The organism is Pedobacter sp. NEAU-ZC8 (assembly GCF_059278965.1).
The window spans coordinates 40,666-53,882 of record NZ_JCAJXC010000012.1 but is presented as its reverse complement, the minus strand read 5'-3'; the positions used below and the strand labels follow the sequence as shown (position 1 = coordinate 53,882).

At 45.0% G+C, this 13,217-nt stretch carries 9 protein-coding genes; 5 read left to right on the top strand and 4 right to left on the bottom strand.

Annotation, left to right across the window (positions count from 1 at the left end; genetic code table 11):
- Positions 1–4: 4 nt before the first annotated feature.
- Positions 5–2,377, bottom strand: a complete 2,373-nt coding sequence (locus AC5WJX_RS11040; RefSeq protein WP_494484552.1) for an ABC transporter permease — start codon at positions 2,375–2,377, stop codon at positions 5–7.
- Positions 2,378–2,612: 235 nt separating this feature from the next.
- Between AC5WJX_RS11040 and AC5WJX_RS11035 the strand changes: the two genes are divergently transcribed.
- Positions 2,613–3,053, top strand: a complete 441-nt coding sequence (locus AC5WJX_RS11035) for an META domain-containing protein (RefSeq protein WP_494484551.1) — start codon at positions 2,613–2,615, stop codon at positions 3,051–3,053.
- A 116-nt stretch (positions 3,054–3,169) separates the two neighbouring features.
- The gene (locus AC5WJX_RS11030) at positions 3,170–3,913 is read left to right on the top strand and encodes a hypothetical protein (protein ID WP_494484550.1); all 744 of its coding nucleotides are present in this window, start codon (positions 3,170–3,172) and stop codon (positions 3,911–3,913) included.
- A 277-nt stretch (positions 3,914–4,190) separates the two neighbouring features.
- Here AC5WJX_RS11030 and AC5WJX_RS11025 read toward each other — a convergent pair whose 3' ends face one another.
- Entirely contained in the window at positions 4,191–4,664 is a 474-nt protein-coding gene (locus tag AC5WJX_RS11025) for a DinB family protein (RefSeq protein ID WP_494484549.1), read from the bottom strand.
- A 64-nt stretch (positions 4,665–4,728) separates the two neighbouring features.
- Entirely contained in the window at positions 4,729–7,083 is a 2,355-nt protein-coding gene (locus AC5WJX_RS11020; RefSeq protein WP_494484548.1) for a mechanosensitive ion channel family protein, read from the bottom strand.
- A 161-nt stretch (positions 7,084–7,244) separates the two neighbouring features.
- On the opposite strand from AC5WJX_RS11020, the gene AC5WJX_RS11015 reads away from it, so the two are divergent.
- The 3 genes from AC5WJX_RS11015 (at position 7,245) to AC5WJX_RS11005 (ending at position 11,434) form a co-directional block, all read left to right on the top strand.
- Complete coding sequence (locus AC5WJX_RS11015; protein WP_494484547.1) at positions 7,245–8,651, top strand: MFS transporter; 1,407 nt, start codon at positions 7,245–7,247, stop codon at positions 8,649–8,651.
- A 254-nt stretch (positions 8,652–8,905) separates the two neighbouring features.
- Entirely contained in the window at positions 8,906–9,880 is a 975-nt protein-coding gene (locus tag AC5WJX_RS11010; protein ID WP_494484546.1) for a c-type cytochrome, read from the top strand.
- Between the two features lie 117 nt (positions 9,881–9,997).
- A complete protein-coding gene (locus AC5WJX_RS11005) occupies positions 9,998–11,434 on the top strand; it encodes an alpha-L-fucosidase (protein ID WP_494484545.1) in 1,437 nt (478 codons plus the stop codon).
- An 11-nt stretch (positions 11,435–11,445) separates the two neighbouring features.
- Here AC5WJX_RS11005 and AC5WJX_RS11000 read toward each other — a convergent pair whose 3' ends face one another.
- Positions 11,446–13,143: a GLPGLI family protein gene (locus tag AC5WJX_RS11000; protein ID WP_494484544.1), complete on the bottom strand. Its 1,698-nt coding sequence runs from the start codon at positions 13,141–13,143 to the stop codon at positions 11,446–11,448.
- Positions 13,144–13,217 lie beyond the last annotated feature (74 nt).

The following is a 13,217-nucleotide window of genomic DNA, read 5'->3' as shown; positions in this document are numbered from 1 at the left end:
ACTTCTATTCGTATTTCAGGGCATCTACAGGATTGGCTTTTGCCACTTTAAAACTCTGCATACTCAGCGTAATAACTGCAATTGCCAGGGAGAGCGCTGCAGCCATCAGGTACGGCCAAACACCAATGCTGACCTTGTAATCGTAGGTTTTTAGCCAGTTCGTCAATAAAACATAGGCAATCGGAATAGCAATTACATTGGCAAGGAGTACGAGTTTTAAGAAGTCCTTATTTAGCAGCAGGAGTATGCTTTTCAGATCTGCACCCAGCACCTTCCGGATACTAATCTCCCGCTTACGTTGCTCCGCCATATACAGTGCTAATCCAAACAGGCCCAGACAGGAAATCAGAATGGCAAAGCTTCCAAAGATCTTAGAAAGTACGCTGAGTAACTGCTCTGCTCTTAGCTTTTGCGCCATGCCCTCATCGATAAAGTTTAACTCCGGCGGATAAGCTGGATTCATTTGTGCGCAAATGGCGCTGATGGCCTTCACCGCAGTATGTAACGGTTTGTCGGGATTTAAACGGAGCAGCAATATCCTGCTGCTTGTTGGGTTATAGTAGAAAATGGTAGCGCCTGGCTTATTTCTTACATTTTGATTATGATGGTTGTTTACAATGCCGATGATCTTCATTTGCTGATCTCCCCAGGTGATGGCCGTACCAACCGGATGCTTCAATGCCATCATCTTTGCCGCCTCCTCATTAAGCAGAACACCACTGGCGGTGTCGGAAGCAAGTTGTCTGGAGAAGTCAGCACCCGCCACCAGTTTTGCCCCAAGGGTGCGGACGAAATCGAAACCGACACTGCGGTAGTCGATGATATAATTATCATTCTGGTTTTTGCCGGGCCAGTTGAAATCGCCGGTGATGGTTCCACCGTTAGCCGTAAAGTCTGCAGCAAACTCCGTTGCAGAAACAATGATGTTCTGTGCCTGCAGCGTGCTTTTGAGGAGCTCAACTTTCTTTGGGTCGGCAAATTCCCCTTCAAGCGCGAGTTGCACCAGGTTGTTCTGATCAAAGCCTAAAGGCTTATTCTTGATAAACTGAATTTGTGCATAAACAATGCTTGCACCCACAATCATAATGACGGACAGGCTAAACTGGAAGACCACCAGCAGCTTTCGGATGGAAACCGAGCCTTTGCCGATTGTTGCGGACCCTTTCAGCACCTTTACCGCCTGGAAAGAAGACAAATAGAAAGCAGGATAACAACCAGCGAGAAAACCCGTGATCAGGATGAGCGTGAACAGTGAACCCAGGAATAAGGGGGATTGATAATCTATCGTGATCACGATCTCCAGCAGTTGGTTGAAATAGGGCAGGCTTAACTCTATTAGTACCAGGGCGAGCAGCGTAGCCAGGAAAGACATCAATATGGATTCCGTTAAAAACTGCATGATCAAGGTTTTCCGGTTTGATCCCAGCGCTTTTCTGACACCGACTTCCCTTGCCCGTTTCTCTGATCTTGCCGTAGAAAGGTTCATGTAATTGATACTGGCAATAACCAGTACGCAGAAGGCTAAAAAAAAGAAAAGTCGTACCTGATCTATTCTGCCGCCTACAAGTTTGCCTTGCTGAAATTCGTCATACAACTGGAACTTGCTGTATGGAAACAGAAAAACCTCCAGCTGCGTTTCAGGATGATGCTTCTTGATGAGCTTCCTTAGCGCAGCATCTGCCGCGCCGAAATTCGCATTTTCCTGTAGTTTGAATACCGTTGAACAGTTGATACTTCCCCAACCATCATTTACTTCATTGGGGTATAGCTCCTGGTAAAAAGCCCAGGTTTGCAGGGCATCGAACTGCATGCTCTGGTTTTTCGGTAAGTCGGCGATTACAGCAGTTACCTGGAGTACTTTTCGATTGTCCCACATCAAACTTTTGCCGATAGGCTCTTCCTCGCCAAACAGTTTTTTGGCTGCACTTTCCGTAAGAATTACTGCATTCGGCTGGCTCAAGGCTGTTGCCGCATCACCCTTCAAAAAGGGATAATCAAATATCTTCAGAAAGCTAGCATCGACACAGTTGTAGGTCAGCTTGATCTTGTTCTGCTTGTAGCTGTACAGCTTGTATTCTTCATCACTGATCCTTGCAGCGAATTGAATCGCCGGGATCTCCTGACTTGCAGCAGGAGCGAGCTTGTTTGGTGTCGCTTCCAGGGTCACCAGATTGGAGCTTAACTTCAGATTTAGTTTTGCAAAGTAGATCCGGTCAATGTCCTTGAACTGTTTATCATAACTCCATTCATAATTGACATACAACAACAGCAGCATGCAGGAAGCAATGCCAATGGCGAGTCCTCCAATATTGATTGCTGTGAAGCCAGGATGTTTGCGAATGTTTCTTAGGGCTATTCTGAAGTTGAGTGCGAGCATATTTTGTTTTTTCCTGGCATGGCGATTAACATGCCAGCTTAAACGGGCTTTGTAAACGCTTGATAATGACGAAAATACACAAAGCTGGAATTTAAGCTGTTCAATAACGGACAACAAATGTTCGACAATGAACAGTGCTGCAGCGATGCTACGAACAGTCTATTACTTCAAAATTCCTATCTTCGTGGTACAAGCATCAGCATAGAGCCGATAAAAGCACTTTATCTTTACCATTATGAAACGTCTACCATTGTCAACCCTCGCATTTTGCACGATAGCCTTCGGTGCATGCAGCATCTTCAAAAAGCCGGCGGCGCAAAGCCAACAAGCCGCTGTGATCACCGACCGTAAATGGAAGCTGGTTGAGCTTGAAGGTAAACCCGTAGCGGATAAGATCAATGGCAAAGAACCATTTCTCCTGCTTCAAACTACAGATAATCGCTATTCAGCTTCTGGTGGTTGCAATGGAATTGGGGGAAATTTCACCCTGGAAGGGCAGGGAAGGATCAGGTTCTCCGCGGGCATGTCGACCAAAATGGCTTGTGAAGACATGTCGATCGAAAATGGGCTAAGTAAAGTCTTTACGGTTGCGGATAATTACAGCATCAGTGGGGATAGCCTATCGTTAAATAAAGCCCGCATGGCACCGCTTGCACGTTTCATCGCGCTTAAATAGGTACGATTTCACATACTTCCACATGATGTCACATTAAACATGGTAACTGCCTCATAGCATTTTGTTTATATATTTGGTTGCGTGCTCAACTCCACTGTAACCAAATCCATAAACATATGAAAACCTTAAGTAAAATCTGGATGAGTGCCTCGATGCTATTCGTCCTAAACCTTTCCTGCACGAAAAATGAACAAGCCGCATCGCCTGAACCTCTTGCCGAGATCAGGAAATACCAGTTGAGTGTGCCTTTGGAAGACGGGAGGAGGTTCATCGAGACAAAGGTTCAGTCCAATACCGTGTTATTGAACACCCGGCAGGCACCAGTTTCCACAGGATATACCCAAATACAAGTGCCTGATGAGGCATACCGCAAGGCTACCACTTTAATGAAGATTAAACATCCGGGGGATTTCAGTATCATCAATTGTATCGCAGATCAATCACTTAAGGTTACTTTCACGGATAGTGTAAGAAGAATGCCTGGCTACCCGAGCGGTTGGACAGCAGTCTGGAACAGCAAGCCTAACGTGGAACACGAAGCGCCAGCAGTGCTATATACCAGACAGCAAAACCGCCTTACCCTGCAGCTATCGAAGTATGTGACCACCTTTGGATTTGAACTTGCACCTAATCTTTATGATGCCTATCCTTTTTCCGTTGGTTACTATGATAGTAGAGAAAATCCTCAGGTAGCTAGTTTAGTGCAGGTTGCTTCAACACCTGCTGGGGCAAAGCTTTTCGCAGTTACTGCTTTGAAACCCTTTAATGTGATTGAAATTGCTTATGCACGTGATGGTGAAAATATAAATAACCCATATGGTTTTGCAATTGCCAACATCAGGTATAAACTGGCAAAATAGTACAATACTGAACAAATATTTACAACTTTTGGCACAATGTCGTTAACACACTTTTGATTGATGTTATTAAAGCTATATTTGTGATGAGAGCGTTAATTAATGATGAGGGCAGCCGAGAGGTCGCCCTTTTCTATTTTATGGTCTTTTAGATTATTTTTATCCTACGAAGTTCAGGCCGGCTGCAATACCGTTTTCCGGAACGCGATGGAGAGCGCTTTTATACCATTTCTACAAAGACCTAGCTGAGCGCATTAATTCTGAAGTCTTCGATTGACCCTTATTTCCATACATCGAGCAGTCGCCTGATGACAACAATTTCTGCAACATGATACGCGGTATGATCTGCGATCTGAAGCGCTTCCCGTAAAAGTGTTTGCCCTTCACCGTGTGGGAACGGGGTGTAGAGATCTCCTTGATGAAGCAATTGTATGAAAGCTTCCTGGTCTTCCAGGATGGACCTTACACTGCGTTCAAAGGCTGCTTTGTCTTTTGGTGCAGCTTCCCTGGGCCAATAGTCCTCTGGCCAGTTCAATGCTTTATAGTCCGGGTTCCTGCAGAAATCTAACATATCAGCCTGTGCAATTCTGATGTGTTCAACCAGCTGCCAGATGCTATAGGGCAAGTTTTCTGGTGTTTGGCCAAGCAGTGCTTCGGGAAGCTCGGCAATAGCATCTTCAAAACCTATATGGGCAGTTCCGCCCCGGAGCAGCTTTTCGAGTTCGGTAATCAAAACTTGATTGTCATTCTTCATCGTAATAGCATTTACCATAGATAACAACCTGTCAGGTATTTAGTTGATGCAATAAACCAGCATATTAGATAATTTCGATTTCCTTTTCTTCCAGCACTTCGAAGATCTGTGCAATCACCAGACTTCTGGTAAGATCGGCTTTCGCAATACTCTTACACCAGAAATAGATCTTGATGTTACTGCTGGATTTGCTTACCGGGCTGATCATGATAACGGGTTCTTTGTTCACAAAAACATTGTCATTTGTGGTAACGATCTCCCGGATCTGGTTAACGACCTCCGTTGAGTTGAAGGGCTTCCTGATGCTGAGTGCAATGTCCACGCGCATTTGGTTATTGCTCAAAGTCCAGTTGATGATGTTATTAGATAAGATGGACCCATTAGGAATGATGATTTCAGCACCTTCATCCGTAAGCAGGGTACTGGCACGGACACCGATCTCCTTTACACGTCCTTTTTTGCTGCTTAGCTCCACAACGTCGCCGATCCGGATAGTTTTATCAAAGATCAGGATGATACCGGAAACAAAATTACTTACGATATTCTGCAAACCCAGACCGATACCCACACCGAGTGCACCCAGGATAACCGTGATTTTGTCTATCGGTAAACCGGATGCTGCTACCGCAATCATAAAGCCGCCGATCAACAGCACCAGTCGCGTCACCAACAGCTTTGATCGTTCGCCTTTGTTGTCTTCAATGCCGTCATCGCCAGTATCGCCGAAGAAATAAGCAATATACTTTTGCAGGAAGTTCGCTGTCCAGATGATACTTAAGAAGAGCAAAATGCCACCAAAGGTAAAGGAGAAATTTCCGATTGTTCGTTGCTCGGTAAGTACCTCCGTTAAAGCGTCATAAAGACTATTGAAGATGTTCAGGTTGGTTGAAAATATAACCAGCCAAAGTACAATGGCCAGAATACCTGTGATTCGTTTTAAGCCCCCGCTGACCGGCTGCCAGTCGAAATACTCGGGGTAGCCTTTACGGATCCTGCTGCTCTTCATCTGGAGTAAGAACGCTTGTACCAGGACTTTCGAAAGAATAGTTAGGGAGATCGAGTTTACTAAGGCATTCACGCCGGTTGAATAGAAGATCTGTGTCAAGGTGAAGCGGCCAAACAGGTTACATATCGTTGCAATGAACGCAAAGCCCGTGTAGATAAAAATGGTTGCCACGATCATCTTGTAACGTCTGGTTTCTTCGCTCATCCTGCGGAGAATGCTGATGCCGAAAATAGTTGAACTAACGCTCAGGAACAGCAGCAACCATCTTTGTGACCAAGCTGGCATGCCCAGCAGGCGCAGCACCACCGGCGCAATCAGCAATACTGCAAAAATGCACCAGCGAATGAACAGCTTCTGCGACAGCTTTTGGCGGAAAAACGCCGTTAGTGCAAGGGCCAGTAAGATCTGTACCATCTCAATATATAGTGCCGGAGCCTTGAGGTCGAAGACCGGTGCCAAGGTAAACAACATGATCATGGTAATCAGAAATGGCCTTTGCTGGAGTAATGTGAAATCTTCAAGTGCCTCCAGGCGGTCATGCTGCTTAACACTGCGAACATTAAAGTATACCCAGATGAAGAAGGTGATGCAGGTAAGCAGCAGGAATGCACGGCTGCTGCGGGTATATACAAAGTAATAGGCCGAGACTTCTTTTTCACCGGAAATGAAGTTTCGAAAGCCCGGGCCTTTAGCTCGTTTTTTTACTGGTTCCCAAAGGTAGCGGCGTTCCTTACTGAAAGCTTTTATGCCGACCGCATCCAGTTGTCGGTCGGTAAGATACATTAGCTCTTTGATGTTGATCAGGTTTGCAGAGGTCCTTGCCTGCAGATCGTTAATGCTGGTGGTTGTGGTTTTAAGGAGGCTGTCCATAACCTGAGCTTTTTGTTTAAGTTCCGCAAATTGGTCTTTGAACATCACGCGCATTTCTGGTAGCGTAAATAGCTTCGTCAACACCGTATCTTCCCGAAGTTTTAGAATTTCCGTCTTTAGTGCTCTCAGTTCCTTTTCATATTCATCCAGATCTGCCAGGCACTCCATGTTGTTGGTTTGAAGTTGTTCGAGCAGTGTTTGGTCCATCTGCAGGTTTTGCAGATTCAGAATTCTTTCACTTTGGGTGAGTCTGCTTTTGAGCAGTGCCAGTGCATCTTCGTCCCGCCTAAGATAATTGTTTATGGGCTTCAGTTTCGTAAAAGAACCTACCGTAGCCGGAACTTTGTTTACGGTTTCGAATACTTTTTGAAGATGCACGAGGTAGTCGCCCTTAGTCAGCGTTGCCGAATCGGAAAGAATTGACATATCCGGGCCCTTGGATGCCGGGGTATTTTGTGCCAGCAGTGGAATGGTTAAGAATATTGCGGTAAGGAACGTGTTGATGAAAAGGAATGTTTGATGGACGTTTTTCTTCGGTCTCATTGCTGTTTGGATACGCTATGTACTGGAGCAGAATGCTTCAGTTGCGCAAAAATACGCATCGCAAACGTGATTTACGCAGTGTATTGGAGAATGGGTATAATCCTTCAAACCAAAGAACCTTTAGGTCGGTTTATATCTTATTTCAGCAATAAACGAACAACATGACGACATTGGCACCTGTGCAAACTCCGGAGATCACGAAAAAACTGCTGCCTATGATTCTAGCGACCGCGATCTTCATGCAGATGCTGGATTCCACCATTTTGAACACTTCTCTGCCAGCAATTGCAAAAGACTTGAAGGAGTCACCCTTGAACATGCAGAATGCAATTATTAGTTACGTACTAACCTTGGCGGTTTTTATGCCGGTCAGCGGTTTTCTCGCGGATAAGTTTGGTACTAAAAAGGTTTTCATCTTTTCGCTGATCCTCTTTAGCCTGGGTTCATTATTTTGTTCGCTTGCCCAGAATTTAACAGAACTGGTTGTTGCCAGGATGATCCAGGGGGTAGGAGGTAGTTTGATGACCCCAGTAGGGAAGCTTGCTTTGATCAGGACTTTCCAAAAACATGAGTTGCTGAAAGCCATGAACTTCGCCATCATTCCTGCTTTAATTGGGCCGGTACTGGGTCCACTAGTCGGTGGTTATATGGTCGATTACCTATCCTGGCACTGGATCTTTCTGATCAATATACCAATTGGGTTACTCGGGATTGCATTAAGTTTGAAATACATGCCGGATTATAAGTCGCCCATTATTGATTTTGACCTTAAAGGTTTTTTGATCTTTGCTGCAGCCTCCCTTTTGCTTTCCGTCGCACTGGAGTTGTTCGGCAATACGGTACATGTTACTCCAGTGCTGGTGGTGCTGTTACTCGGCTTCTTGATGTTGTATTTTTATTATCGCCATGCTTCCAAGGATAACAATCCAATCTTTCCGCTTGATCTCTTCCAGGTTAGAACCTTCAGGGTTGGTATTCTCGGTAACCTTGCTACAAGGCTCGGTATCAGCGCTATTCCACTTCTGTTGCCGATGATGATTCAGATCGCCTATGGCCGGTCGGCAGTTACCTCTGGCTGGATCGTTGCACCTATGGCGATTACAGCGATGTTTGGAAAGTCTGCGGTGATCGGGATATTGGACCGGTTCGGATACCGTGCAACGTTGATGACCAATACTTTCATTATCGGAATTCTGATCTGCAGTATGGCTATCCCGGAGGTAAGTGCCTCCATTTACTGGTATATGCCGATCATCGCTATACTGGGGTTCTTTAACTCCATTCAGTTTACGGCCATGAACACGATCTCCATCGCCGATTTGCGGCAATACCAGACCAGCAGTGGAAACTCGCTCGTATCTGTTAATCAACAGCTGGCAATTGGATTTGGTGTGGCCTTCGGGTTATTAGTGCTCAAGTTTTTCCAAGGGGATGTTAAGTTAATTCATGACGAGATCCATAATGCTTTCAGGTATACCTTTCTGGTTGTGGGTAGTCTGACTATTTTATCTGGTGCAATATTCAGGAGACTGCATTTCAAAGATGGAGATAATATGAAGTCGGAGTAACATCAGGAACTCAGGCATCTCATTTCGGTCTGAGGTTTAAGGATAAAATACCTACGTATAGCGATTTGCAGCAAAGTTCGCCCTTAGTATTTTTATAAAGTGATGCCCTGCGCCAGGATCGCCGCGGGTACATTCCGGTTGTTCAAATTAAGAGCAGCATACGTAACATTTTTCAGGAATTTAAATCAAATTACTGTCAATCAGGATGATATGCTCGTTTTGATTGATGTTGCTTAACCTAAACCCGTTTGAAAATGAAAGTATTGAAGGTGCTTCTTGTGCTCTTTGGAATTGTTGTTATCATGGTTGCTGCTGCAGCTGCCTATCTCAAAATTGCCCTTCCCGATACCGGGAAAGCGCCTGTGATTACGGTATCATCCAGCCCAGAGCGGATTGAAAATGGGCGTTACTTGGCCAATCATGTAACTGTCTGCATGGATTGCCATAGCTCAAGAGATTGGGCCCTTTTCGCAGGTCCAATGAAAAAGGATGGATTTGGTGCCGGAGGAGAGGTGTTTAATGAGGAAATGGGTTTCCCGGGCACTTTTTATGCGCCCAATATCACCCCTTATGCAATGAAGAAATGGACAGATGGGGAAATTCTACATGCCATTACTACCGGGGTAAACAAGGATGGCAAAGCATTATTTCCGCTCATGGCAGCGCATCGTTTTGGAAAGATGGATAGAGAAGATGTCTATGACATTATAGCTTATCTGCGTACCCTGGATCCGGTGCAAAAAGATATTCCAAATTCGCAAGCCGACTTCCCGGTAAACTTTATCATGAACACTATGCCACAAAAAGCAGCTTTCCAGAAAAAACCGCCAGTTCAAGATACCGTCATGTACGGTGCATACCTGGTGAATGCTGCCGGCTGCGTGGATTGCCACAGCCAGACCGATAAAGGTAGTGTGATCAAAGGCACCGAGTTTGGTGGCGGGATGGAGTTCCGAATGCCAACCGGCATTGTACGATCGCCAAACATTACTGCAGATCAAAGTACGGGTATAGGTGCCTGGAGTAAAAGGGCTTTTGTACAGCGGTTTAAGTCTTATGCAGATTCCAATTACCATGCGCCGAAAGTTGTAAAAGGCAGCATGAACACGCCTATGCCCTGGAGTATGTACGCTGGCATGAAAGCACAAGACCTCGAAGCTATATACGCTTATTTGACCAGCATTGAGCCTATGCAGCATCAGGTTGTGAAGTATTCCCCTCAACCATGATGATTTCATAAATTGTCTTTGGAGGGTGCTGGCTCATAACGTTAGTTAGTTTTTTTTGCCTTAGTTCAAGAAATTCCTATTTTACCCGAACCGTAAAACTAAACCACTAGCCTGACCATGAGCGTTAAACAGTTATGCAATCGCGTAATCCTCTCCCTATTGTGCTTCATTCCGCTAAAGACGATTGCTCAATATAAGCATCCATCTGCTGTGACGAAATTAAACTTGCTACAACAGGAATTTGTTGACTTGCGTTTCGGCATGTTCATCCATTACAACATTCCAACCTATGCAGATGCGGACTGGCCTGATCCAGAAGCATCCATGACACTGTTCAATCCTAAAAAATTAGACGCTAACCAGTGGGCGAAAGCGGCTAAATCAGCAAACATGAGTTATGGTTGTCTTACAACAAAGCACCATAGTGGTTTTAGCATCTGGGATACCAAGACCACAGACTATAATGTGATGAACAGTCCTTATGGAAAGGATGTTGTAAAGCAGTTTACCGATGCTTTCCGGGCAAATGGTTTGAAAGTGATGTTGTACTATTCCATACTTGATACGCACCACAAGCTCAGACCCAACCAGATCAGCCCTAAACATATTGAGATGGTTAAGGCACAGATCACCGAACTACTTACAAAATATGGAAAAATTGAGGCGTTAATTATTGATGGCTGGGATGCGCCATGGTCGAGAATCTCTTATGACGATATTCCTTTTGAAGATATCTACCACCTGATTAAGCGCCTCCAACCTGATTGCCTTGTAATGGATTTAAATGGCGCAAAGTATCCAGCTGAAGGATTGTACTACACCGATATTAAAACCTATGAGATGGGTGCCGGGCAGCGGATGGCGAAGGAGAGTAAGCGGATGCCGGCACTAGCTTGTTTACCGATCAATAAAAATTGGTTTTGGAAAACGGACTTCCCCTCTAAACCTGTGCGTGATCCTAAGGAGATTGTAGACAGTTTGATTCGTCCGCTGAATGCGGCAAGCTGTAATTTCATCCTGAATGTCGCGCCAAATCGTGATGGGCTGATTGATGATAATGCAATTGCAGCCTTAAAAGCCGTTGGCAAGTTATGGAGGAACGAGGGGCCTACAGCAAAGCTGCCAGCATTGGACCTGCCAATTATCTCGAGCAACCTTGCAAATCATCAGCCGAGCAACTCCAGTTGGAGTGAGGACATGAACATCATGGACTTTGGCAATGATGATGATTTTGAAACCAGATGGCAATCTTATCGCACCGTGAAAAATCCCTGGTACGAAGTAGACTTCACTAAGGATAAGCAGTTTAATATGATTGTGATCGCTGAACCGGAGGAAAACATTAAGCGCTATACCTTATCCTACTGGAGTGGTACAACCTGGAAGCAGTTTTTCAGCGGTACAAATGTAGATAAGATTAAACTGCATCGTTTCGATCCACTTTGGGGTGGCAAGGTACGCATGGAGATTCTAGAGTCTGCAAAGCCTGCTGAAATTTCCGAGTTCCAGGTGTATCAAGAGCGTGCATTTGAGCAGACCCAGTTTAAAGGTTAAGTCTTGTTCCACTAATCTCCCCCGTTAATTCCGGGTTTTCCGTCGTAGATCAAGCAACCAGACACATTCCAGAAGCTAAAGCTAGTTCCCTCCGGTTTTCCCTGAGGGATCTGCACTTTAATGGTGTGCTGGCCAGCTTTTAAGTCTCCCAGATCAATATAGTTGGGGTTGGTTACAGTGCCTGGACACCAGTTTGAGCGACTTAAATCTGATGAGGATAGCCCATTGGCGAAGTTTCCGGAGACGGGATTGAAGAGGCGGTAGGAACCACAGTCTACACGCCAGGGAACAAATTTGAACGCTACGTTGCCGTCAAGCGAGATGCGGTTCTCCTTCGGCACAAACTCGTCCCCATTACCCCAGCCACCGTGTCCTGTAGTAATGTATCTTAACTTTACGTCTTTAGCATCTTCCGGGAGGGTAAAGCTAACTTCAAGACCTTTTTCCGCGCCGAATAATGTGGCATATTCCTGTCCGCCCATTTCCATCACATTTGTGGTATTGAACACAGACAGCAGCTTTTTTGTAGCGTTATTAGATTCGGCACCTGGATGGATGGTTAATTCAAGACTTACCTTATGGCCACCTTTATCATAGTTCCCGATGTAGGTGCCGATGTACACTTCCTTTCCGGCCATCAAGGGTAGGAATTCAGTAACGTCCTGGCGGTAAATAACACTGTCTTGCCAGCTCTTATTCTTCAAAGTAACGCGGTCATTGAAATGTTTCACGCCAAAAGGTGTGAAGAAGCGCATTAACTCGTACACTGGTGAATAACCTTCGGTTCGTACCATGCCTAAATATTGCTTGTCATTACCGGCATCATATGCAGGTAGTTCCTTCATGCCTTTTTTCATCCCGTCCAAAAAGCTTTGTTTCTGGTCCTCTGCAATCATAAATACCGAACCTGTTCGATCGTAAGCATCCCCGTTTGATTGCTGTACGAGCTGAATGAAAGCCTGCATGCCCTCCTTTGATGCGGGTACTTTTACTTTTTTCAAGATCACTGTTCCGCTTGCAAATCGAAGAACGCTATCTGATTTCACCTGGTCACTGAAGTTGATCAATTCGTTTCTAAAAATTGGCACTTGTGTGAAACGGCTTCTCCAGACCTCATCCTGGTAGGTTAGCGCGTCCACCAGGTTGTCAATTTTCGGTGAAGACACACTTGCTGGCATGGCTTTGATGCGCTCTATTTTTGTTGCAGTGATCTTGGAGTTTCCGTTGCGGTTGTACTCGAGCACTAAACCTAAATGTTGGCCAAGTTCATTTGGTGCGCCTTTTACACCCAGATCAGTGGTGTACCAGAGTTCAATAGCATTGGAATTGATACTTGTAGTTGCTTTTCTACAGTTGTAGCCTAAAATTTTGCGAGTTTCTTCGGTAATTTTCAGAGGATTTTTTTCCAGAATAGCCCAGTCCGCTGTCGCCAGCGTTTTGCTCTTTGAAAAAGTGCTGAGCCGGTAGTATAGCCCGGGTTTTTTTCGATCTATGTAGAACGTTTCACATGGATAAGTTGCTGTCGAATCGAGAACCTTAGCGGATGTGATTGCCGTCTGGTCATTACTTGTGTAAACCAGTAGCGGATCCTGGCCAGGCATAATTTTGTCATTGTAGCTTCGTTCATAGCTGATCTTGTATGCGTGTTGAGCAGATAAACTGAAGGAAATCAAAGTAAAGGCAGCGATGGTTAGAAATCTGATGTTCATTGTCGGACTAGGTATATCAAGGATATTTTTGCTAAAATCGATGTTCTGATTGATTTTTCTAGTTTTGCATGAAA